This is a genomic window from Gammaproteobacteria bacterium (assembly GCA_016195665.1).
GTDB lineage: Bacteria > Pseudomonadota > Gammaproteobacteria > SURF-13 > SURF-13 > JACPZD01.
Genome location: JACPZD010000036.1, coordinates 38,156 through 64,879, shown reverse-complemented (window position 1 = coordinate 64,879; position 26,724 = coordinate 38,156). Strand labels below are relative to the sequence as shown.

General features: G+C 58.2%; 33 protein-coding genes. 8 read left to right on the top strand and 25 right to left on the bottom strand.

Annotated elements, in window-relative coordinates; all coding sequences use genetic code 11:
- Positions 1-106: 106 nt before the first annotated feature.
- Together HY028_10010 and HY028_10005 are read right to left on the bottom strand one after the other, a co-directional pair.
- Entirely contained in the window at positions 107-481 is a 375-nt protein-coding gene (locus tag HY028_10010; protein ID MBI3345168.1) for a ClpXP protease specificity-enhancing factor, read from the bottom strand.
- A 117-nt stretch (positions 482-598) separates the two neighbouring features.
- On the bottom strand, positions 599-1,225 hold the full coding sequence (locus HY028_10005) for a glutathione S-transferase N-terminal domain-containing protein (protein ID MBI3345167.1): 627 nt from the start codon (positions 1,223-1,225) through the stop codon (positions 599-601).
- A gap of 562 nt (positions 1,226-1,787) precedes the next feature.
- Here HY028_10005 and HY028_10000 point away from each other — a divergent pair.
- The 8 genes from HY028_10000 to HY028_09965 all read left to right on the top strand — a co-directional run bounded on the left by HY028_10000 (position 1,788) and on the right by HY028_09965 (position 10,492).
- A complete protein-coding gene (locus HY028_10000; GenBank protein ID MBI3345166.1) occupies positions 1,788-2,387 on the top strand; it encodes a cytochrome c3 family protein in 600 nt (199 codons plus the stop codon).
- 37 nt (positions 2,388-2,424) lie between these two features.
- Positions 2,425-4,623: a molybdopterin-dependent oxidoreductase gene (locus HY028_09995; GenBank protein MBI3345165.1), complete on the top strand. Its 2,199-nt coding sequence runs from the start codon at positions 2,425-2,427 to the stop codon at positions 4,621-4,623.
- Positions 4,624-4,626: 3 nt separating this feature from the next.
- Positions 4,627-5,484 carry a 4Fe-4S dicluster domain-containing protein gene (locus HY028_09990; GenBank protein ID MBI3345164.1) on the top strand — a complete coding sequence of 286 codons (858 nt, stop codon included), beginning with the start codon at positions 4,627-4,629 and terminating at the stop codon, positions 5,482-5,484.
- 25 nt (positions 5,485-5,509) lie between these two features.
- On the top strand, positions 5,510-6,931 hold the full coding sequence (gene nrfD / locus HY028_09985) for a polysulfide reductase NrfD (GenBank protein MBI3345163.1): 1,422 nt from the start codon (positions 5,510-5,512) through the stop codon (positions 6,929-6,931).
- The gene (locus HY028_09980; GenBank protein MBI3345162.1) at positions 6,928-7,458 is read left to right on the top strand and encodes a DUF3341 domain-containing protein; all 531 of its coding nucleotides are present in this window, start codon (positions 6,928-6,930) and stop codon (positions 7,456-7,458) included. Before nrfD ends, HY028_09980 begins: the two co-directional genes overlap by 4 nt.
- Positions 7,455-8,012: a cytochrome c gene (locus HY028_09975; GenBank protein ID MBI3345161.1), complete on the top strand. Its 558-nt coding sequence runs from the start codon at positions 7,455-7,457 to the stop codon at positions 8,010-8,012. Before HY028_09980 ends, HY028_09975 begins: the two co-directional genes overlap by 4 nt.
- Before the next feature lie 176 nt (positions 8,013-8,188).
- Positions 8,189-9,244 (top strand): hypothetical protein, encoded by a 1,056-nt coding sequence (locus HY028_09970; protein ID MBI3345160.1) that lies wholly within the window; start codon positions 8,189-8,191, stop codon positions 9,242-9,244.
- A 72-nt stretch (positions 9,245-9,316) separates the two neighbouring features.
- Complete coding sequence (locus HY028_09965) at positions 9,317-10,492, top strand: Do family serine endopeptidase (GenBank protein MBI3345159.1); 1,176 nt, start codon at positions 9,317-9,319, stop codon at positions 10,490-10,492.
- A 217-nt stretch (positions 10,493-10,709) separates the two neighbouring features.
- Here HY028_09965 and HY028_09960 read toward each other — a convergent pair whose 3' ends face one another.
- From HY028_09960 to HY028_09850, 23 genes are all read right to left on the bottom strand, one after another.
- On the bottom strand, positions 10,710-11,402 hold the full coding sequence (locus tag HY028_09960) for a hypothetical protein (protein MBI3345158.1): 693 nt from the start codon (positions 11,400-11,402) through the stop codon (positions 10,710-10,712).
- Between the two features lie 405 nt (positions 11,403-11,807).
- Positions 11,808-12,194: an HNH nuclease family protein gene (locus HY028_09955; protein MBI3345157.1), complete on the bottom strand. Its 387-nt coding sequence runs from the start codon at positions 12,192-12,194 to the stop codon at positions 11,808-11,810.
- Positions 12,195-12,237: 43 nt separating this feature from the next.
- On the bottom strand, positions 12,238-12,498 hold the full coding sequence (locus tag HY028_09950; protein MBI3345156.1) for a DUF2442 domain-containing protein: 261 nt from the start codon (positions 12,496-12,498) through the stop codon (positions 12,238-12,240).
- Positions 12,458-12,697 (bottom strand): DUF4160 domain-containing protein, encoded by a 240-nt coding sequence (locus HY028_09945; GenBank protein ID MBI3345155.1) that lies wholly within the window; start codon positions 12,695-12,697, stop codon positions 12,458-12,460. The genes HY028_09950 and HY028_09945 overlap by 41 nt, the downstream gene beginning before the upstream one ends.
- A gap of 266 nt (positions 12,698-12,963) precedes the next feature.
- Positions 12,964-13,866, bottom strand: a complete 903-nt coding sequence (gene tatC, locus HY028_09940; protein MBI3345154.1) for a twin-arginine translocase subunit TatC — start codon at positions 13,864-13,866, stop codon at positions 12,964-12,966.
- Positions 13,850-14,254, bottom strand: coding sequence for a twin-arginine translocase subunit TatB (tatB, locus tag HY028_09935; GenBank protein MBI3345153.1), 405 nt, complete (start codon positions 14,252-14,254; stop codon positions 13,850-13,852). The genes tatC and tatB overlap by 17 nt, the downstream gene beginning before the upstream one ends.
- Before the next feature lie 20 nt (positions 14,255-14,274).
- The gene (gene tatA / locus HY028_09930; GenBank protein MBI3345152.1) at positions 14,275-14,514 is read right to left on the bottom strand and encodes a twin-arginine translocase TatA/TatE family subunit; all 240 of its coding nucleotides are present in this window, start codon (positions 14,512-14,514) and stop codon (positions 14,275-14,277) included.
- A 162-nt stretch (positions 14,515-14,676) separates the two neighbouring features.
- Positions 14,677-15,012 carry a histidine triad nucleotide-binding protein gene (locus tag HY028_09925; GenBank protein ID MBI3345151.1) on the bottom strand — a complete coding sequence of 112 codons (336 nt, stop codon included), beginning with the start codon at positions 15,010-15,012 and terminating at the stop codon, positions 14,677-14,679.
- Positions 15,013-15,032: 20 nt separating this feature from the next.
- Positions 15,033-15,356, bottom strand: a complete 324-nt coding sequence (locus tag HY028_09920; GenBank protein MBI3345150.1) for a phosphoribosyl-ATP diphosphatase — start codon at positions 15,354-15,356, stop codon at positions 15,033-15,035.
- The gene (hisI, locus tag HY028_09915) at positions 15,353-15,778 is read right to left on the bottom strand and encodes a phosphoribosyl-AMP cyclohydrolase (GenBank protein MBI3345149.1); all 426 of its coding nucleotides are present in this window, start codon (positions 15,776-15,778) and stop codon (positions 15,353-15,355) included. The genes HY028_09920 and hisI overlap by 4 nt, the downstream gene beginning before the upstream one ends.
- Positions 15,775-16,641, bottom strand: a complete 867-nt coding sequence (gene hisF, locus HY028_09910; GenBank protein ID MBI3345148.1) for an imidazole glycerol phosphate synthase subunit HisF — start codon at positions 16,639-16,641, stop codon at positions 15,775-15,777. Before hisF ends, hisI begins: the two co-directional genes overlap by 4 nt.
- A gap of 46 nt (positions 16,642-16,687) precedes the next feature.
- A complete protein-coding gene (gene hisA, locus HY028_09905; GenBank protein ID MBI3345147.1) occupies positions 16,688-17,434 on the bottom strand; it encodes a 1-(5-phosphoribosyl)-5-[(5-phosphoribosylamino)methylideneamino]imidazole-4-carboxamide isomerase in 747 nt (248 codons plus the stop codon).
- An 18-nt stretch (positions 17,435-17,452) separates the two neighbouring features.
- The gene (hisH, locus tag HY028_09900) at positions 17,453-18,100 is read right to left on the bottom strand and encodes an imidazole glycerol phosphate synthase subunit HisH (protein ID MBI3345146.1); all 648 of its coding nucleotides are present in this window, start codon (positions 18,098-18,100) and stop codon (positions 17,453-17,455) included.
- A gap of 195 nt (positions 18,101-18,295) precedes the next feature.
- Positions 18,296-18,889 (bottom strand): imidazoleglycerol-phosphate dehydratase HisB, encoded by a 594-nt coding sequence (hisB, locus tag HY028_09895; GenBank protein ID MBI3345145.1) that lies wholly within the window; start codon positions 18,887-18,889, stop codon positions 18,296-18,298.
- A gap of 49 nt (positions 18,890-18,938) precedes the next feature.
- Entirely contained in the window at positions 18,939-20,024 is a 1,086-nt protein-coding gene (locus tag HY028_09890) for a histidinol-phosphate transaminase (protein ID MBI3345144.1), read from the bottom strand.
- Positions 20,025-20,072: 48 nt separating this feature from the next.
- Positions 20,073-21,368, bottom strand: a complete 1,296-nt coding sequence (hisD, locus tag HY028_09885) for a histidinol dehydrogenase (GenBank protein MBI3345143.1) — start codon at positions 21,366-21,368, stop codon at positions 20,073-20,075.
- Complete coding sequence (locus HY028_09880) at positions 21,365-22,015, bottom strand: ATP phosphoribosyltransferase (GenBank protein ID MBI3345142.1); 651 nt, start codon at positions 22,013-22,015, stop codon at positions 21,365-21,367. Before HY028_09880 ends, hisD begins: the two co-directional genes overlap by 4 nt.
- Before the next feature lie 100 nt (positions 22,016-22,115).
- The gene (murA, locus tag HY028_09875) at positions 22,116-23,375 is read right to left on the bottom strand and encodes a UDP-N-acetylglucosamine 1-carboxyvinyltransferase (GenBank protein MBI3345141.1); all 1,260 of its coding nucleotides are present in this window, start codon (positions 23,373-23,375) and stop codon (positions 22,116-22,118) included.
- Positions 23,376-23,487: 112 nt separating this feature from the next.
- A complete protein-coding gene (locus tag HY028_09870; GenBank protein ID MBI3345140.1) occupies positions 23,488-23,730 on the bottom strand; it encodes a BolA/IbaG family iron-sulfur metabolism protein in 243 nt (80 codons plus the stop codon).
- Positions 23,731-23,743: 13 nt separating this feature from the next.
- Positions 23,744-24,523, bottom strand: a complete 780-nt coding sequence (locus tag HY028_09865) for an ABC transporter permease (protein ID MBI3345139.1) — start codon at positions 24,521-24,523, stop codon at positions 23,744-23,746.
- A gap of 117 nt (positions 24,524-24,640) precedes the next feature.
- Positions 24,641-25,552, bottom strand: coding sequence for an ABC transporter ATP-binding protein (locus tag HY028_09860; GenBank protein ID MBI3345138.1), 912 nt, complete (start codon positions 25,550-25,552; stop codon positions 24,641-24,643).
- 195 nt (positions 25,553-25,747) lie between these two features.
- On the bottom strand, positions 25,748-26,068 hold the full coding sequence (locus tag HY028_09855) for an STAS domain-containing protein (GenBank protein ID MBI3345137.1): 321 nt from the start codon (positions 26,066-26,068) through the stop codon (positions 25,748-25,750).
- Positions 26,043-26,675, bottom strand: coding sequence for an ABC transporter substrate-binding protein (locus HY028_09850; GenBank protein ID MBI3345136.1), 633 nt, complete (start codon positions 26,673-26,675; stop codon positions 26,043-26,045). Before HY028_09850 ends, HY028_09855 begins: the two co-directional genes overlap by 26 nt.
- Positions 26,676-26,724: the final 49 nt, after the last annotated feature.

The window sequence follows — 26,724 nt, the reverse complement described above, 5'->3', positions numbered from 1 at the left end:
AAGCTGTTTGAATGTCTGGATTAAAGACAGATGCAAGAGAGAAAGATACAAGATGCAAAAATAAAGGAACCTCTGAATAACTCAGAGCTTCCCTGGAAGTAGCGCGTTATTTGACCAGTGTAAGCTTGGGTTTTCCGGGCTTGACGGCGTTGGGTTTGGGGGGTGTGCCGCCCTCCAGTTCATTAAAGACCATGCCCTGACCATTCTCGCGGGCGTAGATCGCCAGCACGGCGGAGATCGGTATGCTGACGTGGGTGGCTGTTCCACCGAAGCGGGCGTTGAACTCGATCAGCTCATTGCCGATTTCCAGATTATGAGCGGCGGAGAGGCTGGTGTTGAGGATGATCTTGCCGTTCTGCACGTACTTGACAGGTACATTCACCTCCGGCCCGGTCACGTTGACGAGCAGGTGAGGGGCAAGTCCGTTGTCCACGATCCAGGTGTGGATCGCGCGGATCAGGTAGGGGCGGCTGGAGGTCATCTCCATATTGATAGGAGGGCTGTTCATTGTCTTTCCCAATAGCTGACACTGGGGTGCTATTTTACACGACTTTAGGAAACTCTGGAAAAGTCATCCATGACGTTTTTCAGCGGGCTGTTAGACTCGCATTTCCCGCTCGGCCTCCGTGAGGCTGGCCAGGAAGCCCGCGCGGGCGAACAGCCGCGCCGAATATTTGGCGATGTGCTTCGCCTGGGGCGGCAATTCGACCCCCAGATGCGGTAAGCGCCACAGAATCGGCCCTATAACGCAGTCCACCAGCGACAACTCATCGTTCATGAAGAAGGTCTTTTGCCCGAACAGCGGATCGCTGGCGGTCAGGCTGTCCCGAAGGGCCTTGCGGGCCTTGCTGAGGCGGTGATTGTCCGGATTTTCCAGTTCTTCGACGGCGCTGTACCAATCCTGTTCGATACGGTACATCATGAGCCGCGCCCGCGCCCTCGACACCGGGTCCACCGGCATCAGCGGCGGATGCGGAAAGCGCTCATCCAGATATTCCATGATAATGAGCGAGTTATAAAGCACCAGATCGCGGTCTACGAGGGTAGGCAAGGTATGGTAGGGGTTTAGGTCTATCACGTCTTCAGGCAGGTGTTCGGGATCTACGTGGATAATATCCACCGCGATATTCTTTTCGGCGAGCGCAAAGCGGGTGCGGTGGCTGAAGGGACAAACCGGGCCGGAGTAGAGAGTCATGACCGATCTTCTATTGATAATTAACGACATAAGATCTCCCTGATATGTTTTGTGAGATAACTGTTTTACGGGCTTAAGTCATTGACTCTTTTGGGATAACTGATGAGTAGTTATGGCCACCCTGCCGCGAGTATACCTTAGATGACACGGTGTCAATGTAGTGAGAGCCATATTTTTGATGTGGCTTGTAATAGTATTGACATCACTCTTTGCGTTGATTTACGATTTGAAGTTCGACAATGATCTACTCGTTTAGGGGAGCTTTGCTTTTGAGTATTGTGTAGGCTGAGTTGGGCGCCCACCCTGTCGCTCCCTGTTGTGATGAGTGTTTTAAGGATGCGTTTTTTGCAAATGCCGACGCGGTAGCCGTGGTCGTCGAGGCATATTCTGCAAACAATTCCCCGGGTGAGTCACTTAGGCCGACATAATCGCTAAAGGTTAGGGCGTGCTGTTGCCGCGCGCCTCGGGTTTTACGAGTTACCAAGGCATCGTCGGCCTGTTTCCCGTGTGTTCGCTTGGTCCCTAAGAGGGTATGAGAGGGTCAGCGGGCGTTTTGAAATGTGCGTGTTTTCCAGACAGCGGAACTAACAAGATGAATGACTTACTTCGGCGTTGGTTATTGACCTTCCTGTGTGTCGGCGGCTTCCTGATTGGGACGAGCGCTGCCGCGTCGGAAGCCCCCAATATTAAATATCCTGTCCCTCCGCCGGGCGACTACAACGGTGACGTGGTCGAACAGCCCATCGAGTTCCCGCACGACATCCATACCAAGGTAAACAAGATCAACTGCCTCTACTGCCACAGCTACGGCCGCCGCAGCAAGGTGGCCGGCATCCCACCCACCAGTAAGTGCATGGGCTGTCATCGCGTCATCGCCACCGACAAGCCGCGCATCCAGAAGCTCACCGAGTATTGGGAAAAGCGCCAATCCATCCCCTGGAAGAAGGTGCACGACGTGCCCGATTTCGTTCATTTCACCCACGAAAAGCACCTCAAGAAATTCATCTTCGATAACGAGGAGCTGGTACAGGAGCTTTCCGTGGACACCGTGGCGCCGGTGTGTGCCGCTTGTCATGGCGATCTCAGGGAGATGACGGTGGCGCGAAAGGTAAAGCCGATGACCATGGGCTGGTGTGTCGCGTGCCATGAAGCCAACGGCGGACCCGGCGACTGTTGGAAGTGTCATAAATAATCAGCCTTAATTTGAAAACACGAACGGATGAACAGCTATGAGTGGTAGCGAAATAAACCGCAGGGGCTTTCTCAAATTAATGGGCTGGAGCGCAGCGGGTGCGGGGCTTGCCGGTTGCGACCTCCCCTCCACGGTGACGCTGGAGCAGGGTAAGGAAACGGTGATGTCCTACCTTTCCCCCGAAGAGTACGTCATACCGGGCATCGGCGTATGGTATGCCTCCACCTGCATGCAATGCGCGGCCTTCTGCGGCATCCACGGCCGGGTGCGTGAAGGACACGCCTTGAAGCTGGAAGGCAACCCCGATTCGCCGTTGAACCGCGGCAAGCTGTGTCAAATGGGCCAGGCCGGTATACAGGGTCACTACAACCCGGACCGCATTACTCAGCCGCTGCTGCGCAAGGACGGCAAGCTCACTCCGATAGGCTGGGATGAAGCCTGGAACCTGATCGGTCAGAAAATCTCCAATGCGCCCGGCGAACGCTTCGCTTGGGTCACCGGCACGGTCAGTGGCCACCAGGCGGTGTTGCTTGCCGCCCATATCGAGGCCATGGGCTCTAAAAATCATTTTGCAGTCGAGGTGATCGGCCCGCACGTGGGCCGCGCCGTGAATCAGGACATGCTGGGCGAGGCGATGCCGCGCCTGGTTCTCGACAAGGCCAAGCTTATCCTCTCGTTGGGCGCCGATTTCCTGGGCACCTGGGTGTCGCCTACTCATTTCGCTACCGAGTACGCCAAGTTTCGTTCCGGCTCGCGCGGCATGCTCGTCCAGGTCGAACCGAAGATGACCCTGACCGGCGGAAACGCCGATCTGTGGGTGCCCATCCGTCCGGGTACCGAAGGCGTGCTGGCGCTGGCCATCGCCAACGTATTGATGAAGGGCGGCGCCAAGGTCCCCGAGGCCGCTATGGCCGCGGTATCGGCCTATGAACCCGCCAAGGCGGCCGACGTCACCGGCGTCTCCGCCGAGCGCATCGAAAAAATCGCCGCGCTGCTCAAAGAGCACAGCCCAAGCCTGGTGCTGGCCGGCGCGCCGGTGGAGGGCCATGCCCACGGCTATCAGGCCGCCGCCGCCGTGCAGTTGTTGAATATCATGCTGGGCAATGTCGGCCAAACCATCGTTTCGGCGGGCGGTTTCCCCTTCCCGCAACTGGCGGCGAAGAGCGGCGGCACGCGCGATCTCATCGCTTTTGCCGACGCCGCCAAGAATCAAAAGCTGGACGTTGCGTTTTTCTACGGCGCCAATCCCGTTTACAGCGCCCCGCACTTCCTGGCGCTCCCCGAGGTCCTGCAAAAGATTCCGTTCAAGGTCGCCTTCGCCCAGTTCCCCGACGAAACCGCCGAGGCGGCCGATCTGGTCATCCCGCTGGCGTCGTATCTGGAAGATTGGGGCACGCACGTAGCGGCCTACCAGCCGGAAGAGGCTGGCATCACGGTGCAGCAACCGCTGATGGAGCGCATGTACAAAGACACCATCGGCTTTGGCGATGCGCTGCTCAAACTCCTGAAGCTGGGCAAGTCCGAACAGTATGCCGCCTGGGAAGACTACTACGCGTACCTGCGCAACGCCGTGGCAAGCCTGCCTGCCGAATACAAGGGCGACGCCGCGAGCGACAACGTATTCTGGAATCAGACCCTGCAAAAGGGCGTGCTGAAGGTGGCCGCCGCCGCGCAAGAGCTGAAGCCGCAGGTAACCGAGATCAGACTGCCCGACGCGCAGCCCAATGAAGGCTATCCGCTCTACCTGGCGCCCTCCGCCCAATTGGGACTGTGGGACGGCCGGCATGCCAACCTGCCCTGGCTGCAAGAGGCGCCCGATCAGATCAGCAAGGTGGTGTGGGATTCCTGGGCGGAGATTCATCCCGCCACGGCGGCGAAGCTCGGCGTCAAGGAAGACGACGTCATAGAGATCGCCTCGGAGCAGGGTTCGATCAAGGTCAAGGCCTATCTGTGCAAGGGCGTGCACCCGGACGTGGTCGCTGTGCCGATGGGCCAGGGCCACGAGGCCTACGGCCGCTACGCCAAGAACCGGGGCGCGAATGTATTGAAAATCCTCAATCCGGTCACCGACGCCAAGACCGGCGAGCTTGCGCTGTACGGCACGCGCGTCAAGCTGGCCAACACGGGCAAAAATGAACCTCTGGTCATCGAGGGGCGCGGCAACAACAGTCAACGCGGCCGCAAGCTGGTGGCGACCATTTCCGCAGATCAGTTCCGCAAGACGGAGGGAGCTTAAACCATGTCGTCGCTACAGAATCTGATAAACAACTGGTCGCAATACCGCAAGGGCATCGAGGAGGGCGGCTTCCACCATTATGAACATCGCTGGGGCATGGCGATAGACCTTAACGCCTGCATCGGCTGCAATGCCTGCTCGACCGCCTGCTATGCGGAAAACAACCTGGCCGTGGTCGGGCCGGAGCGTTTCGCGAAGGGCCACTTCATGCACTGGATGCGCGTCGAGCGTTACTGGGATCAGCCCGAAAAGGAGTTCCCGGAACAGGGCGCGAGCTTCCTGCCGATGATGTGTCAGCAGTGCGGCGCCGCGCCGTGCGAGCCGGTATGTCCCGTGGTGGCCACCTATCACACGCCGGATGGGCTGAACGCGCAGGTCTACAACCGCTGTATCGGTTCGCGTTACTGCAACAACAACTGCCCGTATCGGGTGCGCTATTTCAATTTCTGGTCGTATTACGAAAGCTCCTGGCCGGAGCCGCTCAACATGCAACTCAACCCCGACCTCACGGTGCGCGACAAGGGCGTGATGGAAAAGTGCACCTTCTGCGTGCAGCGCATCCGCACCGCCAAGGACAAGGCCAAGATGGAGAACCGCAAGGTCAAGGACGGCGAGTTCACCACCGCCTGCGCGCAGGCCTGCCCCACCAATGCCATCCACTTCGGCGATCTGATGGACCCGGAGAGTCAGGTGACGAAGCTGTGGGCCACGCATCAGGTCTCGCGGGTGGACGAGCAGGGGCGTCCGCGCCACGAGCAGGACAAACAGAATCCAGAACTGCGCGGTTACCGCGTGCTGGAAGAACTCAACACGGACCCGTCGGTGATGTATCTCGAACGGGTACGCGAGACCTTAGCGTAACGCCATCGTGAAGGTAGAGGCCGGTATGAAAGATATAGCGATACACTCCCAAGAAAAAGATATCCGCGAAGATCTGCCGTGGAAACAGATCAATACTGATATCCTGCGCTCCCTGGACAACCCGCGCCGGGGTTATTGGTATTCCATCATCGTCTGCCTGGTGCTGCTCGCCATCGGCTTCACCGCCGAGGTGATTCAATACCAACATGGCATGGGCATGTCCAAGAACCACCCGCACATGTGGAATCTGTACATCGCCACTTTCATCTTCTGGATCGGCATGAGCCACTCCGGCACGCTGCTCTCGGCGATTCTCCACATCGTACACGCCGACTGGCGCAAACCGATCTATCGTTTCGCCGAGGCCATGACCACCTTCTCGCTGATGACGGCCTTGCTGTTTCCGGTGATTCACTTGGGAAGGCTGTGGAATTTCTACTGGGTTGTCCCTTATATTCCATCGCGCGGCACCTGGCCGAATTTCCGTTCCCCGCTGTCGTGGGATGGCTTTGCGATCATGACCTATCTCACCTCTTCGGCGCTGTTTTTGTACATCGGCATGTTGCCGGATTTGGCAATCGCGCGCGACAACACCACCGGCTGGCGTAAACGGCTTTACAGCACGCTGTCGCTAGGCTGGTGCGGCAACGACCGGCAGTGGCGCGTGTTCCGCAAGGCCTACATGCTGATGGCGATCTTTTTGATTCCGCTGGCCGTCTCGGTGCACTCCATCGTGTCGTCCGACTTCGCCATGTCCATCAATCCCGGCTGGCACGTGACCACCTTCCCGCCTTATTTCGTGGCCGGCGCGCTGTACTCCGGCTGCGCGGCGATCATCACGCTGTTCATCCTGCTGCGCTATTACTTCCGCTGGGAAGAGTACATGACGCTGCCTATCCTGGAGAAGATCTGCAAGCTCACTTTTGCCATCGCCATGATGTGGACGTATTTAAATCTGGTCGAGTTCGCCTCGGTGTGGTACGGCCATGACGTGTATGGAAAGGAGGTGTTGTGGGGCAAGATGACGGGGGCTTATGCGCCGGCCTTCTGGAGCATGATGTTCTTCGGCTCGGTGTTGCCGTTCACGCTCGCCTTCCGCTCGCTGCGCCGCCACATCCCCACCATGATGGCGGTGTCCATCCTGCTTAACGTCGGCATGTGGCTGGAACGCTGGATGATCGTCTCGCCCACGTTGTCCCAGTCGTTCTATCCCTGGTCGTGGGACGTGATGTGGCCGACCCTCACCTCCTGGGCCATCGTGCTGGGCAGCTTCGGCTGGTTCGGCCTGCTGTTCCTGGTGTTCGTGAAGATCTTCCCGTCGGTCTCCATGTACGAGGTCAAGGAAATGGTTTACCACCGCAAGCTCGCCACTGAAAAGGCGGCAGCGCGCGTCGGCGGCGCCGCACCCGCCTACGGGGCACACATGAAAAAGGAGGACGCGGTATGAAAAAGAGCCACCGCCTACTCGGCCTGTTCAGCAATTTTGACGAGGCCACCAAGGCCATTTATGACATTCGCGCCGACAAGGTGAGCGGCGTTTCCGTTAATGACGTGACCCTGATCTCGCCTATCGAGCACCCGGAGGTCGAAGAGGCGCTCGGCGACCGCGGCGTGCACGTGCAGTTCTTCACGCTGTTCGGAGGACTGTTCGGCCTGATCGGCAGTTGGCTGTGGATCTCCGCGGCGCAGGCCACCTTCCTGGTTCAGCCGCAGGGCGGCAAGCCGGTGGTGACCCTGGTCACCAACTTCGTATTGAATTACGAGATGATGATCCTGGGCGGCGTGCTGTTCACCCTGATAGGTCTTCTGGTCGGCGCGCGTTTGCCCTCGCGCCCCGGTACGCTTTACAGTGAAAAAATCAGTCTGGACCAGATCGGCATCCTGCTGGAGGTTAATGAACCCAACCTGGCGCCGCTGAAGTCGCTGTTCCACCTACACAATGTAGTCGAAATACGCGAAGAGATCATTCGATGAAAACCCTGCGCCTATTCCTTGTCGTGCCGTTGCTCGCCCCGGTGCTTGTCTATGCCTGGCCGTGGTCGCAGGACATGATGAATCAACCCAGCATCAAACCTCAGGAACCTGAACGTAACGGGCAGTTGTCGCCCTTTCCGCATCGCTCGGTTCCCGTGCAAGGCATCCCGACCCAGACGGCCAGCCGTGAAGAGGCCAAGGATCTAACCAATCCGTTCCCCCCGGACGAAGCCTCGATCAAAAAGGGCCGGGTGCTGTTTCGCATCATCTGCGCCGCCTGTCACGGGCTGACCGGCAAGGCCGATTCCCCCGTGACGGACAAGATCGGTGCGATTGACCTCACCTCGGATTATGCACAGAAGGATCTCACCGAAGGCTGGATCTACGGCACCATCAGTCACGGCGGCGCTGTGATGCCCCCTTATGGCGTCCCGGCGGGGGGCGTCGGTTCCAATGATCTGTCACCGGAAGAGCGCTGGCATGTCGTCAACTACGTGCGTCACGCCTTGACCAAAGAGGCGACCGCCGCCGCCCCACAGGCAGCGACTCAATAACAGGTTAGGGAATCTCTGATTTGTTCAGAGATTCCTGCGGCACATGTGTGCCGCCATTTTTCAAACACTCATGTGTTTGAAAAATGGAGAAAAGAAAAAAATCGCATTTTTTGCTTTTCGTCTCTGAAAAATTCAGGGACGAATTTTTCAGAATTTCTTAGAGGAGTAATGATTTAATGGAAAACTTCGGCAGTTGGTCGGTACTGACCACGAATTTTTTAATCATCCTCTACATGGCGCTGGGGACGATCACCCTGTCGGCGCTGCTGCACATGGCCAACGCCAAGTGGCGTTTTCAGATACGTAGTCTGGTGGCCAGCCTCGCGGTATTGTTCCCGGTGGCCTTCGTGCTGCTGCTCATTCTTCTGTTTAACGGCGAGCATACCTTCCAGTGGCTGGCCCATGCCAAAGAGGGCCACCTGCCGGGTTGGCACAACTACACCTTCCTGGTGGCGCGGGAGATCATCGGATTCATCGTAGTCGTTGGGTTGTACAGTCTGTTTCTTAGATACCAGAAACTAAGCGAGACCAATCCTTCGCCCGCGATCGCGCGCACCTTCCGCAATATTACCCTGTTGATCCCCTTCGCCTATGTCCCTTACGCGACCATGGTGGCCTGGGATTTCGAAATGACCATGATGCCCGGCTGGCACAGCGCGAGTTACGGCGCCTACCATTTCGTCAGCAATTTCCACGCCTCGCTGGGGTTCCTGGCGGTATTGCTGTTTGTGCTGAGCCGCTCCGGGAAACTCGTCAAGCCTCTGCCCGAGTTCGTGTTCAATTATCTCGCGCAGTTCATGTTTGCCTTCACCATTTTGTGGACCTATCTGTTCTTTACGCAATTCCTCATCATGTGGTACGGACGTTTCCCCGAAGAGACCATCCGTTTCTTCAACATGATGTACGGCGGTCCGATGCAGCCCAACATGGAGATCGGCGGCTACTCGCCGCTGTGGTGGACGTTCTTTACGCTCAAGTTCATCGTGCCGTTCACGACCTTCCTGTTCACCGCCAACCGGCATAACCCGGTGGTCATCATCACCGTCGCGTCAGGCATCCTGGTCGGTACCTGGATCGAGCGCTATACCTGGATATCCGGTTCCGTGGACCCGAAGCTCTATCACTTCCCCATGACCTCGATTTTTGACATCGTGGTGACGGTGGTATTAGCAGTTGTGGTCTTTTTTGCGATACGCTGGTCGCTGAACCGCGCCGGACTGGTGAGGCCGTAACCGCTCCTGTATCCCGTTTTCCCCCGGCGTGCTACCATCCTCACTGCCGACTAGCAGGCAGTGAGGGCACTCATGAGCATCCGTAATCTTCTGTCGTTTCTGATCAAGTCCGTCATCACCGGACTCGCCGCCGCGTTCATCATCGTGGCCTTATACCCCGGTCTGCTCAAGAAGGGCGACACGGTCGTGGAGGTTAAGGAAAATACCCGCCCGGCGGCTGCAACCTCGACTTCGGGCCTATCCGGATTCGCGCCCAGTTCCTACGCAAGGGGAGTGGGTCAGGCCGCGCCCTCGGTAGTCAATATCTTTACGACCAAGGTCATCACCCAGCGCCCGCACCCGTTTCTGGACGACCCCTTCATGCAGCGCTTTTTCGGCGACAACCCCCAGTTCGCCCCGCGGCAACGGCTCGAAAGCAGCCTCGGATCGGGAGTCATCATCAGTAACAAAGGCTACATCCTCACCAATAATCATGTGATTGACGGCGCCGACGAAATCCAGATCGCCCTCAGCGACGGACGCAGCGCCCAAGCGCAGGTAGTGGGTACCGATCTCGAGACCGATGTGGCGGTATTAAAGATAGAAATGGCCAAACTGCCCAGCATTGTGATCGGCCAGTCGGATGTCCTGCAAGTAGGCGACGTGGTACTCGCCATCGGCAATCCCTTCGGCGTGGGACAGACCGTCACCCACGGCATCGTCAGCGCCACGGGGCGTAACCATCTCGGTATCAACACCTTTGAAAATTTCATCCAGACCGACGCCGCGATCAATCCGGGCAACTCGGGCGGCGCGCTCATCAACACCGAAGGTGAGTTGATCGGCATCAACACCGCGATCTTCTCGCGCAGCGGCGGCTCGCAAGGGATAGGCTTCGCCATCCCCCTGAGCCTCGCCCGCGGCGTGATGGAACAGATCATCGAACACGGCCGCGCCATCCGCGGCTGGCTGGGCGTAGAGGTGCAGGGCATCACGCCACAACTCGCGGAATCCTTCGGCCTCGGCGCCGACGCCAAGGGCGTCATCATCGCAGGCGTGCTATCGAGTAGTCCAGCCGAACAGGCAGGTATCAAACCCGGCGATATCGTCACCCGGATCAACGACAAACCCATCACCGAACCCGCGGAACTTCTAAATACCGTCGCACAGGCCGTTCCGGGCGAGAACATCAAGATCGCCGGCCTGCGTAACGGCAGCGCCTTTGATCTCCAAGCCAAGGTGGCCGAGCGCCCGACGCGCAGCCCGTAGCTCGCATAGTAAAAAGCAAAGCTGCCACATTCTATGCTTTACTATTATGGTTAGTGGACTATAGACCGTAACCGCAGCATCGAGACGGTGGAAGAAAAAAATCAATCGAGTCTGACTCTATTGATTTTGGGCGGGTGAAGTTGCAGGAGCGTAAGGAAATGCGAAAGCCCGCAGGCGATCGCCTGCGGGCACCAATTTTCAGAGGACCTACCCAACCTCAGGGCGAGACCTTTCCAGCCCCGAATCCGGGCGTTACGCCGGCCCCCGAAAAGTTAAGTGTGTACGATCCGATGCTGTCGCCCTCAATGAAGAAGTCTGCTTTGGTGCTCGTCGGAGGAATGGTAACGGTGAGCGGCGTGCCAACGGGTCGAAGCGTACTAGCGGAAGTTCCCAACTTCATGATCTTCAACGAGGGACTCGTTTCTGTGATCGTGACGGTGATGGGGACAGAGCGGTCGAACTGCACGGCGACAAATACAGGAGTCGGCACAAACTGCTTCACGTTTCCCAGGCTTGGCATCAACGTGCCGTTGTATAATAACTGCGGCGGCGCGAAGTTCACCGTCTCGCTGTTGTAAACACAGAACATTCCGCATGTCGCGTTGGTTTCAATCTTATGCTGGCCCACGTAAGCTCCGGGCCCAGTCGTCCCGAATCCGAAGACAATCGGGGCAGTGCTGGTCACGCCCGGCGCGGGGGGCGGAGAAAATCCGGTGATCACATTGCCATCCAGATAGATTCCCCAAGCTTCCGCAGGGTTGAAATTGGTGGTGAAGTTGGCCACTACCTGTGGGACGGGCTCTACATTCGTGCCAATGCCGGGAGTGAGGATGTGGATTGGCGACGCACAGCCCGCTGCCAAGACTGTCGTTATGTAAACACTTGTCAACAGAACGCGATGAGTACGCATATTGAAATCTCCTCTCTAAAGAGCGTTGACCCCGTTTGGCTAATCAAGCGCCAACATCGACTATTTAGGTGGGGGAAGACCGGCAATCAGTATGATCCAACCGTCAGCCTGACTGCAATGTTGGGGTTTGCCAGGATATGGCAGAGTGAGGGGAGACCTCAGAGTCTGACCCTGAGCTTTCACCGCAAAAAGGTATTGTAAACCAACGAGTTATTGGTTAACGTGCAGATAAAACGGTGCATGCATGGCGAGGGTCGAAATCAGGGTCAAGTCTCCCGTATTGCATGAATCACAATGATCTATCCTTAGACCTCAGAGTCAGACTCGATTAATCGTTTGCCAACCGCTAATAAATCGAGTATGACCCTGTTATTCGTTCCAAAGAGGCAAATTATTTGTTAGAGGCTATTTAGTTTTCAGCAGGTCCTTGAGATTCCCAAAGGGACTGTAAGTCGCCGAGCCCTCTGTCGGCCTGACATCGGTTGCCCCGGCAATGTAGTCGCCATAACGCGAATGCTCGTTATCGTGGCAATAAATGCACAGGTTTTCCCAATTGCTGCCGTCTAGTGGGTTGTTGTCGTGGTTATGGTCTTTGTGGTGCACGGTAAGCAGGTGCAGGTTTTCGCGCGTGAACTCACGCCCGCACTTGCCACACACCCAAGGATGCATCTTTAAGGACAGTTCACGGTAACCCTTATTGCGCTCATCTTGTTCTTTACGCGCCTTGGCCACCAGGGCGTCGAGCCTGGCAGTGCCCGCCGGGGTGCTGCTATCTTGTTTTTGCTTGTTCACAGCTATCAACCCCAGGGTCAGAGCCACTCTAAGTGGTTATGCGTTACCGCGCTTTAAGTGGAAACCGCTCAGGATGAGTGATGATTTCTTCGGTCAAATCAATATCTAAATCCGGCCAGTAATAGTGCCCCGGTGTCAGTTCTTCAACATTTAGGATTTTCCCTACAGACACATTCTTAAACCACGGAAAATCTTCATAGGACATGAATAGCTCGTGGCCACGAGCTAATAGCCACACACCGTGATTTGAGATGTGGGTAATTTCAACCCGGGAAGTGTTTTTGCCAAGCGCGCTTAAGCTCATCGTAGTGTCCCTCGATAATATTCTCGACCTCTTTGAGCTGGCCCCGCGACAAACGAAAATTATATGCCAACTCGATGTACGGCTCTAACCAAAACTTCGCCTCGCCGTCTCCGCAATAGACGTGAACGTGCATCCGCGACTCCTCCCGCGAGAAAAAGAAAAACCGATAGCCTTTTTCTCTAAAAACGGTAGGACCCATGGCTAACTATGATAACGCATAACATGAAGCTGGGTGGAGGGCAGATAGGGACTTAGAACTTATCCATAAATAATTTACCGCAGAGGGCGCAGAGGAATCAAGAAGGATTTGTTTCTCCTCCGCGTCCTCCGCGGTGAAGCTTTTTCACCGCAAGGGACGCAGGGGAACTATTTATGGATATGCTCTTAGTATGCTCGCGTTGTTTTGAATCCGCGTGCGCCGGAAACGTGCCGCCCTATCAGGCTGCCCAACTAGAGGTACGATAGTCAAAGGTCTTTCTTTTCCCCGGAGCCGCTGTTGAGCGGCGGCGGGTAGATGCTGGGTGCGACGGGCTGGGTGCCGGCGGGCGGGTTAAAGCTGCGTGCGGCGGGAGAGCCATCGGTTTCGATGTCCTCGACCTCTTCGTTTTTACGGACGTAGAGGCGGGAGACCAGTACGCCGACTTCGAACAGTAGCCATAGTGGGATGGCCAGCAGGGTCTGGGAGAGGATATCCGGCGGGGTGAGCAGCATGCCGATCACGAAGGCGCCGACGATAACATAACGGCGCTGAGCCGTCAGGGCCTCGGGGGTGACCACGCCCATCCACACCAGCAGAATCACTGCGATGGGAACTTCGAAGGCGGCTCCGAAGGCGAAGAACATTCCGAGCACGAAGTCCAGGTACTTGCTGATGTCGGTCATTACCGCCACGCCCTGCGGCGCGATCCCGGTCAGGAACTTGAACACCAGCGGGAACACCACAAAATAGGCAAAGGCGGCGCCGCCATAGAACAACAGCGTGCTGGACACCAGCAAGGGGTAGACCATCTTGCGCTCGTGTTTATACAAACCGGGGGCGACGAAGGCCCACAGGTGATAAAGGATAATGGGGACGGCTATGAAAATAGACACCCATAGCGTGAGCTTGACCGGTGTTAAAAAAGGCGAGGCCACTTCGATGGCGATCATGGTGCTACCCTTGGGGAGATAGCGCAGCAGGGGCTCGGCGAGCAGGGTGTAAAGATCGTTGGCGTAGAAGAACAGCGCGAGAAACACGATCAATACCGAAACCACAACCTTGAGCAGGCGGTCGCGCAACTCCAGGAGGTGAGCGATTAGCGGCTGTTCCTGATCTCCTTGTTGAGGGGGGGAAGCATCAGGAGGGGGAAGTTTATCTTGGGCTGCCATGGGTGGGTTCAGAGGTCTCGGCGCCCGCTATTTGAGCGGCTGGTGGTTGAGAGCCAGAAAGGGGGGTGGAGCCGGTTGGCAGGGCGGCTTGCTTGGCGGCTTCGGGGTCCGCTGTGGCGCGCTCTATGTCCTTCTCAATGGCGGTACGGCTGTCCTCCACGATTTGGCGCAGTTGCTCAACCTCGGCCTGCTGTTCTGTCAACAATTTTCTCAGCTCATCGGTCTTGAACTCGCGGTCTATATCCGCCTTGACGCTTTCGATCATGCGCCGGGTCTTGCCTATCCATTTTCCCGCCGTGCGCGCGATTTCCGGCAATCTTTTCGGGCCTACCACCAACAGCGCCACAATGCCGACCAGGACAATCTCACTAAAGCCGATATCGAACATACCAGGTCTTTGCTACGGCGTCAGACTTTTTCCTTGTCCTTGACTACCGTCTCGGCTTCGATGATGCGGCCGCCGCTGTTTTGATCCGCATGGGCGGTGGTTTCGGTTTTGGTCTCTTCGCCGGCTTCGCCATCCTTCACCGACTGACGGAAGTTTTTGATTGCGCCGCCGAGATCGCCGCCGAGGTTGCGCAGTTTTTTGGCGCCGAACAGCACCAGTATGATGGCCAGAATGATTAACAATTGCGGTACACTTATCATGATTGCTCTCCAGTTGATTCTGATAGATCAGTAAGTAAGACTACACTTCCCATCGCGTCCCCACCCCCTGCGTAGGGGGGGGGACAGGGTGGGGGTAGGTAAAACAGGTATTTAATCAGGAGTTACCTCATAAGCGTTGTTGTCTCACTGGGTGACTCCTGATTAAAAGCCGGGCAGCGGCCCGCCGCCCAGTAAGTGAATGTGCAGGTGGGGAACTTCCTGTCCCCCGCCCGGGCCGGTGTTGATGATGGTGCGAAAGCCGTTGCGCAGCCCTTGGGCGCGCGCGAGTTCCGGCAGCAGCCGCATCATGTGGACCAGCAGGCCGTCCGGCGCGGTCTCCATTTCATCGAGGCTCGCCACATGCAGCCTGGGCACCACCAGGATATGCACACGCGCCTTGGGGTGGATGTCCTTGAATACCACCACCTGGTCATCCGCATAGACCGTCTGCGAGGGTATCTTGCCCTCGATGATGTTGCAAAATAGACAATCGGTCATGGCGAAAGTTGCCGGATCCGCTACGCTTGATCCGACCTGCTACGCTTTTCGTCGAGGCCGGATTGGCCGAAGCGGCGCTCCAGTTCGGCCAAAACCTGCTTGGGTCCTAAACCCCTGGAAGCCAGTAACACCAGGGTATGAAACCAGAGGTCGGCGGTTTCGTGCACGAGTTGCGCATCGTCCGGGTTCTTCGCGGCGATCAGCAGTTCGGCGGCCTCCTCCCCGACCTTTTTGAGGATAGCGTCCAGGCCCTTGTCGTAAAGCCCGGCCACGTAAGAGCTACCGGGGGCGGCCGACTTCCGTTCTTCCAGGATCTGCGCCAGATTGCTCAACACGTCACTCATGGAAGATGCCCGGGCTGCCGAAACTCGAACTGTTTATTATATATCAGCTTGGGGTCCTTTAATACCGGCTCCACGACCTGCCAGCGGCCGTCCTGCAGTTGTTGAAAAAAGCAGCGTTCCCGCCCGGTATGGCAGGCAATGCCGCCGATTTGCTCGACCCGCAGCAGTATAGCGTCGGCGTCACAGTCGAGGCGGATGTCCTTGACGAGCTGGGTATGGCCGGACTCCTCGCCCTTGCGCCAGAGCCTGTTGCGCGAGCGGGACCAGTAGACCGCCTGGCCCGTCGCGGCGGTCTGCGCCAGCGCCTCCCGGTTCATCCAGGCGAACATCAGCACCTTGCCGCCGGCCGCGTCCTGGGTGATGACCGGCGCCAGGCCTTGGTCGTCCCAGTGGATGTGATCGAGCCAGTCTGTGGTAGTCATGATAGCCTCATTTCAATGCCACGTTCCACCATGTAGCGCTTGGCCTCTTGCAGGGTGTATTCGCCAAAGTGGAAGATGCTGGCGGCGAGCACCGCGTCGGCCTTGCCTTGCAGTATACCCTCGACCAGGTGCTCGAGGTTGCCAACCCCGCCGGAGGCGATCACCGGCACCGGCACGGCCTCGCTGACCGCACGGGTGAGGGGGAGGTCGAAGCCGTTGCGGGTGCCGTCGCGGTCCATGCTGGTGAGCAGGATCTCGCCGGCCCCGTAGTCGCTCATCTTTTTACACCAGGCGATCACGTCAATGCCAGTCGCCCTGCGCCCGCCATGGGTATAGACCTCCCAGTGAGGGGTGAGGCGTGAGGCGTGAGGAGATGGATTCTCACTCCTCACTCCTAACTCCTCACCCCTCACCGTCTTTTCACTCCTCACATGTTTCACGCCTAACTCCTCACCTCTCACGTGCTTGGCGTCCACCGCCACCACGATGCACTGTGAGCCGAAGCGCTCGGCCGCCTCCCTGACAAATTCCGGGTTGGCGACGGCGGCGGTGTTGATGGCGACCTTATCGGCGCCGGCGTTGAGCATGCGCCGGATGTCCGCCACGCTGCGGATTCCGCCTCCTACCGTCAGCGGGATAAACACCTGACTTGCGACCTGCTCCACCACATGTACCAGCGTGGCGCGTTCGTCGGCGCTGGCGGTGATGTCGAGGAAGGTGATTTCATCGGCGCCTTCCTCGTCATAGCGGCGGGCGATCTCCACCGGGTCACCCGCATCACGGAGTGAGACGAATTTTACGCCCTTGACGACTCGACCGGCGTCCACGTCCAGGCAGGGGATGATGCGTTTGGCTAGGCCCATTTAGAGGCAGATACAAGATACAAGATACAAGAGAAAAGGGCGGGCATCAGTTTCGTTTTTTGCTCAATTTATCCGCCAGCTTTTGGCCTTCCTTAAAGTCCAGAGTCCCCTCGTAAATGGCGCGGCCGACGATGGCGCCCATGATGCCTTCATGGGCCACCTTGCACAAGGCGCGGATGTCATCGAGATTGGTGACGCCGCCCGATGCGATTACCGGGATGGTAATGGCGCGGGCCAGCGCCACGGTGGCCTCTATGTTCACGCCGCCCATCATGCCGTCGCGGCTGATGTCGGTGTAGATAATGGCCTCCACGCCGTCTTTTTCAAAGCGCTGCGCGAGATCAATGACGTCGTGGTTGGAGAGTTTGGACCAGCCCTCTATGGCGACCTTGCCGTCCTTGGCGTCGAGACCCACCATGATGTGGCCGGGAAACTCCATGCACACGTCGGCCACAAAGTGCGGGGCGTTGACCGCCTTGGTGCCGATGATCGCATACTGCACGCCGGCGTCGAGATAGGATTGGATAGTGTCTTCATCGCGGATTCCGCCACCCACCTGGATGGGCAGCTCGGGGTGCGCCTTCGCAATGCGGTGTATAACCTCGGCGTTCACCGGACGGCCCGCGGTGGCGCCGTTGAGGTCAACGATGTGCAAACGGCGCGCGCCGGCCTTGACCCAGCGATCGGCCATGGCGAGCGGATCGTCGGAAAATACCGTATCGTCGTCCATACGCCCCTGGCGCAGGCGAACGCATTTGCCGTCCTTGAGATCTATGGCGGGTATCAACAGCATTGATGTGTTGTCGTCATATTAGGCATGACCACTCCATTGCAGAAAATTCGCCAGCAGATTGAGTCCGGCGCGCTGGCTTTTCTCCGGGTGAAATTGCACGGCAAACACGTTGTTCCATGCGAGGGCGGAGGCGAAGTCATCAGGGTAGGCTGTGGAGCCGGTAATGAGCCGGGTATCCTCGGGGACGACGTAGTAACTGTGCACAAAATAAAATCGGCTGTCCTGCGGGATGCCGGCCCATAGGGGGTGGGCGTGGGTCTGATGCACCTGATTCCAGCCCATGTGGGGAATCTTGAGGCGTTCTCCGGTTTTAGGATCGGCAAGATGATCGGCAAAGCGTTGGACCCGGCCGTGTACGATGCCGAGCCCCTCTCGTCCGTTATTTTCTTCGCTGAAGTCGAGCAACACTTGCAGGCCCATGCAGATACCCAGGAAGGGCTTGTTTGCGATGCAGTCGCGCACCACCTGATCCAGCCCGCGGTTTTGCAGTTCGGCCATGCAATCGCGCATGGCGCCTTGCCCAGGGAACACCACACGTTCGGCGGCGCGGATCTGCGCCGGGTCGCTGGTGACGTTGACCGTCACGCCGGGCCCGACCTTCTCTATGGCCTTGGCGACCGAGCGTAGATTGCCCATGCCGTAGTCAATCACGGCGACACTGTTCATAGCGGATTATTGGAAAACATACGGAGAGGAGTGGGCGCTGACAATACCTCCACAGGGCACCTCTAAAAATGCGTCTTTTGTCTTTATGCGGCGTTGAAATTCTACTCGGAATGCTCATGTACTACCGTGTACACTCCGCTTCCTCGCAGAATTTCGCCTTGCCTAAAGACAAAATCCACTATTTTTAGAGGTACCCTATAGGCTGCCTTTGGTGGAGGGAAGCTGCCCCTGCATGCGCGGGTCCGGCTCGACGGCCATGCGCAGCGCGCGCCCGAACGCCTTGAATACGGTCTCGGCGATGTGGTGGGCGTTTTTGCCGCGCAGGCTGTCTATGTGCAGCGTCACCATGGCATGATTGACAAAGCCCTGGAAGAATTCATGCACCAGATCAATGTCGAAATCGCCGACGCGCGCGCGCGGGAAGTCAATGTGGTAGTCCAGGCCGGGGCGTCCGGAAAAGTCTATCACCACTCGTGACAAGGCCTCGTCGAGCGGCACATAGGCATGACCGTAGCGGCGGATGCCCACCTTGTCACCCAGCGCCTTCAAGACCGCCTGGCCGAAGGTGATGCCGATATCCTCGACGGTGTGGTGGGCGTCAATGTGTAGATCGCCGTCGGCTCGGATGTCGAGATCCAGCATGCCGTGGCGCGCGATCTGGTCCAGCATGTGATCGAGGAAGGGCAGGCCGCTCTTTAAATTGGCAAGCCCGGCGCCGTCCAGGTTGACGGCGACCTCGATACGGGTCTCCAGGGTGTTGCGCGTGACGCTGCTCTTGCGCGGGCTCATGATGGGCATCGTGGATATTATAGGATAACTCTGTTCAAGCGCCTAGCCATCATAACACGGCCTTCAGCGCAATCAATAATAGCCTGTTTTCCTCGGCCGTACCCACCGTAACCCGCAGGCAGTCCTTGAGTACGCCACCGGTGTGATCCAGATTTTTAATCAACACCAAATGATGCTTGAGGCCGTCGAAGATTTCCGTCGCACGGCCGGCGGGAGTGCGGAATAAAATGAAATTGGCGCTGCTCGGATAGACCGTGAGGCCGGGTAGTTTTCTCAGTTCCACGGAGAGCCGCTCGCGCTCGGCGATGATCTGTTCGGCCTGCGCCGTCAGTATGTCATGATGCGTGAGGGCGAACTCCGCGCTGATTTGGGTCAGCACGTTGATGTTGTAAGGCAGCCGGATTTTATTGATCTCCGTGAGCCAGGCCGGAGCGCCGATCAACGCACCGAGACGCAGCCCGGCCAGTCCCATCTTGGAGAGGGTACGCATCACCAAGAGATTGGGGTAGCGTTGCAGCGCATCCATGAAGCTCTTGCCGGCGAACGCGTGATAGGCCTCATCCACTATCACGAGACCCGGGCACTCCTCGATGATCGTGCACATGGCCTGCCCGTCATACAGATTGCCCGTCGGATTATTAGGATAAGCGAGGAATACCGCTGCGGGTTGATGTTTGACAATCGCTGCGCGCATGGCGTCGAGATCGAGGGAAAAGTCCTTTTGTAAGGGCACGCCCACATAGTGCATGCCGGTGAAGGCCGCAATCATGGGGTACATGACAAAACTCGGCTCGGGCGCGAGTATCGTCCGGTCCGGCATCGCCACCGCAAGCGCAATCATCTGTATCAATTCGTCGGAGCCGTTACCCAGTACCATCCCGCACTGGGCGGGCACCGCCATGCTTTCCCTGAGCCGTGCGCGCAGCGTGCGCGCCTCGGGGTCGGGATAACGGTTGAGCGGTGCGGAGCGTAACTGTTCCAGCCATGCAGAAATAATCTCCGGCGGCCAGCGATAAGGATTCTCCATCGCATCGAGCTTGACCATGCCCGTCGCATCGGGGACATGATAGGGCGCGAGCGCCTGTATCTCGGGTCGTACAAGACGCGCTACAATTTCAGTGAAGGTTTCTTTCATAACCTGTAGGGCCGAATTGATTCGGCCAGCGTGCGAATGAATTCGCACCTACACATTTTTTATTCTATATTCCGCCGAACGCGCGTGCGCGGTCAGGCCCTCACCTTGCGCCAGGGTCATAGCGACCTTGCCCAGCTCGGAGGCCGATTGCGGCGAGCAGTAAATGATGCTGGAGCGTTTTTGGAAATCGTAGACGCCGAGCGGCGAGCTGAAACGCGCGGTGCGGGAGGTGGGCAGCACGTGGTTGGGGCCGGCGCAGTAATCGCCGATGGCTTCGGAGGTGTAGCGGCCGAGGAAAATCGCCCCGGCGTGTTTGATGCGCGCCGCGAGCGGCTCCGGCTCTGCTACCGACAGTTCCAGATGTTCGGGCGCGATAAAGTTGACTACTTCAATGGCTTCATCGAGATCGCGCACGGCGATCAGCGCGCCACGCCGTGCGAGCGAGGCGCGAATCACCTCGGCGCGCTCCATACCGGGTAACAGGCGTTCGATACCGGCTTGCACCCGATCCAAAAATTTACTGTCGGGGCTGACCAGTATCGCCTGCGCGTCTTCATCATGTTCGGCCTGGGAGAACAGGTCCATCGCAATCCAGTCAGGATCGGTTTGACCATCGCACACCACCAGAATTTCCGACGGGCCGGCGATCATGTCTATGCCCACCGTGCCGAATACCATACGCTTGGCGGTGGCGACATAGATGTTGCCCGGACCGACGATCTTGTCCACGCGCGGGACGGTCTCCGTGCCGTAGGCGAGCGCCGCGACGGCCTGTGCGCCGCCGAGCGTGAATACGCGATCCACACCCGCAATCGCGGCGGCGGCGAGCACCATTTCGTTTACTGCGCCATCCGGTGCGGGCACCGTCATGATAAGCTCCGCGACGCCCGCGACCTTGGCGGGAATGGCGTTCATCAACACCGATGACGGGTAGGCCGCCTTGCCTCCGGGGACGTACAGGCCCACCCGGTCGAGCGCGGTAATTTGTTGACCGAGCTTGGCGCCGTCGCTCTCCGTATAAGACCACGACTCGGATTTCTGATGGGTGTGATAGACGCGGATGCGCGCCGCGGCGGTTTCCAGGGCTATACGCTGCGTGGCGGGCAGGTTGTGTAACGCTTTCTGAAGACGCGATGCCGGAATTTCCAACTCCGTGACGGATTTCGCATGCAGACGATCGAAGCGCAGTGTGTAGTCGAGCAGGGCGTTGTCGCCGTGCGCCTTCACATCGCACAGGATGTCGCGCACGGTGGCGGCAACAGTTTCGTCCGACTGTTCTTCCCAGGCGAGCAGCCGCTCCAATTCGGGCCAGAAATCCGCAGCACTGCTGGTGAGACGCTTCATGCCGGTTGCCGTTTTTGTACTGCTTCAGCCAGGCGAGAAATCAGGTTCTTGATCCGCGCATGCTTGATCTTCATGGAGGCCTTGTTCACGATCAGCCGTGCGCTGATATCGGCGATGTGCTCGATGGCTTCCAGCCCGTTGGCCTTGAGTGTGCGGCCGGTATCCACCAGGTCCACGATGCGGTCCGCAAGGCCTACCAGCGGAGCGAGTTCCATCGAGCCATACAGCTTGATGACTTCCACCTGTGCCCCTTGCTCGGCGAAATAGCGACGGGTGATGCCGGGATATTTGGTGGCGACACGCAGCCGCGCGGGGGTTTCCGCGGCACGTTGCACCGGTCCCGCCACCATCAACCGGCAGCGGGCGATGCCGAGATCCAGCGGTTCATACAGGCCGTCGCCCTGGTATTCCATGAGCACGTCCTTGCCGGCGACGCCGAGATCCGCGGCGCCATACTCTACATAGGTCGGCACATCGGCGGCGCGTATCACCACCAGTTTGATGTCGGCATGGTTGGTGTCGAGAATCAACTTGCGGCTGGTGGCGGGGTCATCGCTCGGGACGATGCCCGCATACGCCAGCAGCGGCAGCGTCTCGTTCAAGATGCGGCCTTTTGATAACGCGATGGTAAGGGTACTGTTTGTCATGTCTGCTAATTAATCAATAAGAGAAAAGTTAAAAGCGCTCTCGGAGCGCAGATATTTTACTTGAATCTTTTCCCTTGTATCTTGTATCTTTTCTCTGTCTTTAACCAGGCACCCTCTGAATCCGCGCGCCCAGTTGCGTTAGCTTTTCTTCAATGCACTCGTAGCCGCGGTCAATATGGTAAATGCGCTCTACTGTCGTCGCGCCCTCCGCGACGAGACCGGCGATCACGAGGCTCGCCGAGGCGCGCAGATCGGTCGCCATCACCGGCGCGCCGGTCAGGCGCTCCACGCCCTTGCAGATGGCGGTGTTGCCCTGCAAGGTGATGTCGGCGCCCATGCGTCTGAGTTCCTGGACGTGCATAAAGCGGTTTTCAAACACCGTCTCGGTAATCGTCCCCACGCCGTCGGCGACGATGTTGAGGCTGGTGAACTGTGCCTGCATATCGGTCGGGAAGGCCGGGTACGGTGCAGTGTGTACATCCACTGCGGTGGGCCGTTTTCCTTTCATATCCAGCATGATCCAGTCTTCGCCCGTCTCGATGGCGGCCCCGGCCTCGCGTAGTTTGACCAGCACGGCCTCGAGCAGGTGCGGCTGTGTATCCTTGAGCTTGACGCGCCCGCCGGTGATCGCCGCTGCGACCAGATAGGTGCCGGTCTCGATGCGGTCGGGCAGCACTGTGTAGCTGGTTCCATGGAGCCGCCCCACGCCTTCTATCGTGAGCGTGTCGGTGCCTGCCCCGCTGATCTTGGCGCCCATGCTGATGAGACAGTTGGCCAGATCCACCACCTCGGGCTCACGTGCGGCATTTTCAATCACCGTGACGCCTTCGGCAAGCGTCGCGGCCATCATCAGGTTCTCGGTGCCGGTCACGGTCACCATGTCCATGAACAGATGCGCGCCCTTGAGACGCTTGGCGGTGGCGCGGATATAGCCGTTCTCGACCTTGATGTCCGCCCCCATCGCCGCGAGTCCGGCGATGTGCAGATTCACCGGGCGCGAACCGATGGCGCAACCGCCGGGCAGCGAAACGTCCGCTTTGCCGTAACGCGCCAGCAACGGACCCAGCACCAGGATGGAGGCGCGCATGGTCTTGACCATCTCGTAGGGCGCATGAAAGGTGTGGATGGTGCGGCTGTCCGCCTCGATGGTGAGGCGCTCATCCACCGTCAACGTCACGCCCATGCGGCCCAGCAATCCCATGGTGGTGGTGATGTCGTGCAGGTGCGGGATATTGCGCACCGTCACCGGCTCATCGGCCAACAGGGTCGCGGCCAGAATCGGCAGGGCTGCGTTCTTCGCCCCAGAGATGCGGATCTCCCCGTTCAGGGGCACACCGCCGGTGATGATGAGTTTATCCATTCAAATACAGATACAAGATACAAGAGAAAAGATACAAGTAAATACATCAAAGCGTCGGGCGTGTTTTTAACTTTCTCTTGTATCTTGTATCTTTCTCCATTATTAAGAATTATTAAGATTGTTGCGCCGTCAACCACTCCGCCTTCGTATACGTGCGCATGGACAAGGCATGGATAGCCGACTGCATGGCGTCTCCCAAGGCGCCATAGACCATGCGGTGACGGGCCAGCATGGGCTTTCCATCAAAGGCGTCGCTGATAATCACGGCCTCGAAGTGGGTGCCGTCGCCGCTCACCCGCGCCTCACTGCCCGGCAGGCCGGCCTCTATCATCTGTTTAATTGTGTCGGATTCCATTGTTTGTGTGTTCTTAATGACGAATTTTATATCCGGAGCGCAGCAAGGCGATGCTCAATGCCGAGACCGCTGCAAAAAAAACCGCACAGACCGCCAGACTGAGGCTGGGCGGCACATCGGACTGGCCAAAAAAGCCATAACGAAATCCGTCAATCATATAGAAAAACGGGTTCCAACGCGAAACTTCGTGCCAAAAAGGCGGCAGGGTGTGGATGGAGTAAAACACCCCGCTCAGGAAGGAGAGCGGTATGACAATAAAATTTTGAAACGCCGAGAGTTGCTCGAAGTGCATCGCCCAGACCGCGGCGATCAGCCCCATCGCGCCGAGCGTCGCGCTCGCCAACAGGGTGAACGCGACAATGGCGGCGAGGTTGAACACGGGGAGCTGCACGACGCCGAGCACGGCAAGATACAGCCCCAGCCCGACCAGTGTGCCGCGCACCACGGCCGCGCCCACGTAGGCGAGGAACATCTCCAGGCTGGAGAGCGGAGCGACTAGCACAAAGGTCAGGCTGCCGTTGACCTTGGACTGAATCAGGCTGGACGAGCTGTTGGCGAAGGCATTTTGAATGATCGCCATCATCATCAGCCCAGGGATCAGGAAAGCGACGTACGACACCCCGGCGAACACCTGCACATGCTCTTTGAGAGCGTGTCCGAATACCAGCAAAAACAGCAGCGAGGTGACCACCGGCGTGAGCACCGTCTGCACCGGCACCTTCATGAAGCGCCGCACCTCCTTACCGAACAAGGTGTAGAGGCCGCGCCAATTGGCGCGGCTGAGTGTGTTCATTCTCGCCACTGCTTCTTACTCCTCACTCTTAACTCCTTAAAACTACAAGTGAGGCGTGAGGAGTTAGGCGTGAGGCGTAAAAAAAGCGTCACGCTGCGAAGCTGCGTGCCTCACCCCTCACCCCTTGGAGGTGATCTCCATAAACACTTCTTCAAGCCCCGCGTCCTGGGTGGACAAGTCTATGATCTCGTGACCCGCGCCGCGCAACGCATCGAGAATCCCGCCGATCTGATCCTCCAGCCGGTGCAGGCGCAAAGTGAGTTGCGCGCCGTCGCGCGATTTGACCAGCGGCAGCAGCGCTTCCGGCAACGCCTTGGCCGGGTCGGCGAGCGTGAGCGACAACAGCCGGTAAGGGTGGCGGCTGAGCAGTTTTTGTTTACTGTCCAGGGCTGCGAGCTTGCCGTGATCGAGAATGGCGATGCGGTCGCAGAGCGATTCAGCTTCTTCGAGGTAATGGGTGGTAAGCATGATGGTGCAGCCTTCGCGGTGCAGGCGCCGCGTGAATTCCCACAAGGCCTGGCGCAGTTCGGTGTCCACCCCGGCGGTGGGTTCGTCCAGCACCAGCACCTCGGGTTTGTGTATCAGGGCCTGGGCGATTAACACCCGCCGCTTCATGCCGCCGGAGAGGGCCTGCATGTTGGCGTCGGCCTTGTCGGTGAGACTCAGAATCTCGAGCAATTCGTCAATCCAGGCCTCATTGGCGCGGCCGCGCCCGAAGTAACCGGACTGCAGCCGCAGCACCTCGCGCACTGTAAAGAAGGCGTCGTACACCAACTCCTGGGGGACTACGCCGAGCGCCGTGCGCGCCGCACGGTAGTCGCTCACTACATCGTGACCGAAGATGCGTACCGCGCCACTACCGGCGCGCGCCAGCCCCGCCATAATGTTGATGAGGGTGGACTTGCCCGCCCCATTGGGGCCGAGCAATCCGAAGAACTCGCCGGGCTCAATACTGAAGTCCATGCCTTGCAAGGCGTGGATGTTCCCGTAATGCTTGTGCAGCTTGTTGATCTCGACGGCGAAGGTCATGGGAATGTGGGGCCGAATTATTCGGCTAAGCGCAAGGTCACGATATGCAGCTACGTGACTGCGAAATATAACCGCAGAGGTCGCAGAGGAAATGCATTATTTCAGGATACCCCAAAATCTCTGTGTCCTCTGCGGTGAGTTTTTTATCATTCAATAGTAGCGGTCACGTTGCGCAGCTACATGACACACGCCAATCTAGGCCAACGGCAGTATATCGTTGAGGCCGCTGACCTTGGCGATGGCGGCCAATTGCCCGGGGATGTTTTGAAAGCGGATCTCCTTGCCACGCCGCCGCGCCTCCCGCAGCCACTCCAGCAGCAGGGCGAGACCCGCGCTGTCTACACGCTGCACGCCTGCAAGGTCGAAGGTCAGGCGTGGTAGCGGGGTGTTGAACATCTCAGCCGTTTGCAGATAAAGCTGTGGCGTCGTGGCGAAGGTCAGTGCCTCTGGCAGGCGATAGCGGCCATCGCCATTGATGTGCAGCCGCAGCTCACTCTGCAACAGCGGATTTTCCACTTTGCTGATTGCTGCGGCTGGCGAGCTTTTCGATCAAGGCATCGAGACCGCTCTGTCTGATTTCGTTGGCGAATGAACTGCGGTAGCTGGCCACCAGGCTGGTGTTTTCGACCACCACGTCGTAGACCTTCCACTCACCCTCTTTCACAAACAGGCTGTAGTTGATCGGGATAGCCGGGCCGCCAGGCTGCACGACCTCGGTCCTCACAGTGACCGTGTTGGCCCCGGCGTCGGCCTTGAAGGGCAGGTATTTGATCTCCTGGCCGGAGTATTCCAGCATAGCCGTAGCATAGGTGCGCACCAGCAGATTGCGGAACTCCTGGGTGAAACGGTTCTTTTGTTCTGGCGTAGCCTCGCGCCAGTATTTCCCCAGCACCCAGCTTGAGATCCGCTCGAAGTCGAAATGGGGCAGGATGATCTCTTCGGTCAGGGCATAGAGTTTGGCGGGATTGGCCTTGAGGGCGTCGTGCTCGTTTTTAAGCGCCGTCAGCATACGCTCCGAGGTCTCGCGGACCAGTTCGTCGGCAGGCATGCTCGCCCACGTTTGGCCAGGCACGCTGAAGAGCGTCAGTACTAGAGCGAGCAGGGTCTTGGTAATGAGTTTCATAGGGATGATTTTTGCCAGTTATAACAAACGATTATTATAAGCCAATGGA

Bases quoted from the DNA above. Each gene is read 5' to 3' on its own strand.
- HY028_10010 (MBI3345168.1), bottom strand. From the start codon at position 481: ATGACCTCCAGCCGCCCCTACCTGATCCGCGCGATCCACACCTGGATC.
- HY028_10005 (MBI3345167.1), bottom strand. From the start codon at position 1,225: ATGTCGTTAATTATCAATAGAAGATCGGTCATGACTCTCTACTCCGGC.
- HY028_10000 (MBI3345166.1), top strand. From the start codon at position 1,788: ATGAATGACTTACTTCGGCGTTGGTTATTGACCTTCCTGTGTGTCGGC.
- HY028_09995 (MBI3345165.1), top strand. From the start codon at position 2,425: ATGAGTGGTAGCGAAATAAACCGCAGGGGCTTTCTCAAATTAATGGGC.
- HY028_09990 (MBI3345164.1), top strand. From the start codon at position 4,627: ATGTCGTCGCTACAGAATCTGATAAACAACTGGTCGCAATACCGCAAG.
- nrfD (MBI3345163.1), top strand. From the start codon at position 5,510: ATGAAAGATATAGCGATACACTCCCAAGAAAAAGATATCCGCGAAGAT.
- HY028_09980 (MBI3345162.1), top strand. From the start codon at position 6,928: ATGAAAAAGAGCCACCGCCTACTCGGCCTGTTCAGCAATTTTGACGAG.
- HY028_09975 (MBI3345161.1), top strand. From the start codon at position 7,455: ATGAAAACCCTGCGCCTATTCCTTGTCGTGCCGTTGCTCGCCCCGGTG.
- HY028_09970 (MBI3345160.1), top strand. From the start codon at position 8,189: ATGGAAAACTTCGGCAGTTGGTCGGTACTGACCACGAATTTTTTAATC.
- HY028_09965 (MBI3345159.1), top strand. From the start codon at position 9,317: ATGAGCATCCGTAATCTTCTGTCGTTTCTGATCAAGTCCGTCATCACC.
- HY028_09960 (MBI3345158.1), bottom strand. From the start codon at position 11,402: ATGCGTACTCATCGCGTTCTGTTGACAAGTGTTTACATAACGACAGTC.
- HY028_09950 (MBI3345156.1), bottom strand. From the start codon at position 12,498: ATGAGCTTAAGCGCGCTTGGCAAAAACACTTCCCGGGTTGAAATTACC.
- HY028_09945 (MBI3345155.1), bottom strand. From the start codon at position 12,697: ATGGGTCCTACCGTTTTTAGAGAAAAAGGCTATCGGTTTTTCTTTTTC.
- tatC (MBI3345154.1), bottom strand. From the start codon at position 13,866: ATGGCAGCCCAAGATAAACTTCCCCCTCCTGATGCTTCCCCCCCTCAA.
- tatB (MBI3345153.1), bottom strand. From the start codon at position 14,254: ATGTTCGATATCGGCTTTAGTGAGATTGTCCTGGTCGGCATTGTGGCG.
- tatA (MBI3345152.1), bottom strand. From the start codon at position 14,514: ATGATAAGTGTACCGCAATTGTTAATCATTCTGGCCATCATACTGGTG.
- HY028_09925 (MBI3345151.1), bottom strand. From the start codon at position 15,012: ATGACCGATTGTCTATTTTGCAACATCATCGAGGGCAAGATACCCTCG.
- HY028_09920 (MBI3345150.1), bottom strand. From the start codon at position 15,356: ATGAGTGACGTGTTGAGCAATCTGGCGCAGATCCTGGAAGAACGGAAG.
- hisI (MBI3345149.1), bottom strand. From the start codon at position 15,778: ATGACTACCACAGACTGGCTCGATCACATCCACTGGGACGACCAAGGC.
- hisF (MBI3345148.1), bottom strand. From the start codon at position 16,641: ATGGGCCTAGCCAAACGCATCATCCCCTGCCTGGACGTGGACGCCGGT.
- hisA (MBI3345147.1), bottom strand. From the start codon at position 17,434: ATGCTGTTGATACCCGCCATAGATCTCAAGGACGGCAAATGCGTTCGC.
- hisH (MBI3345146.1), bottom strand. From the start codon at position 18,100: ATGAACAGTGTCGCCGTGATTGACTACGGCATGGGCAATCTACGCTCG.
- hisB (MBI3345145.1), bottom strand. From the start codon at position 18,889: ATGAGCCCGCGCAAGAGCAGCGTCACGCGCAACACCCTGGAGACCCGT.
- HY028_09890 (MBI3345144.1), bottom strand. From the start codon at position 20,024: ATGAAAGAAACCTTCACTGAAATTGTAGCGCGTCTTGTACGACCCGAG.
- hisD (MBI3345143.1), bottom strand. From the start codon at position 21,368: ATGAAGCGTCTCACCAGCAGTGCTGCGGATTTCTGGCCCGAATTGGAG.
- HY028_09880 (MBI3345142.1), bottom strand. From the start codon at position 22,015: ATGACAAACAGTACCCTTACCATCGCGTTATCAAAAGGCCGCATCTTG.
- murA (MBI3345141.1), bottom strand. From the start codon at position 23,375: ATGGATAAACTCATCATCACCGGCGGTGTGCCCCTGAACGGGGAGATC.
- HY028_09870 (MBI3345140.1), bottom strand. From the start codon at position 23,730: ATGGAATCCGACACAATTAAACAGATGATAGAGGCCGGCCTGCCGGGC.
- HY028_09865 (MBI3345139.1), bottom strand. From the start codon at position 24,523: ATGAACACACTCAGCCGCGCCAATTGGCGCGGCCTCTACACCTTGTTC.
- HY028_09860 (MBI3345138.1), bottom strand. From the start codon at position 25,552: ATGACCTTCGCCGTCGAGATCAACAAGCTGCACAAGCATTACGGGAAC.
- HY028_09850 (MBI3345136.1), bottom strand. From the start codon at position 26,675: ATGAAACTCATTACCAAGACCCTGCTCGCTCTAGTACTGACGCTCTTC.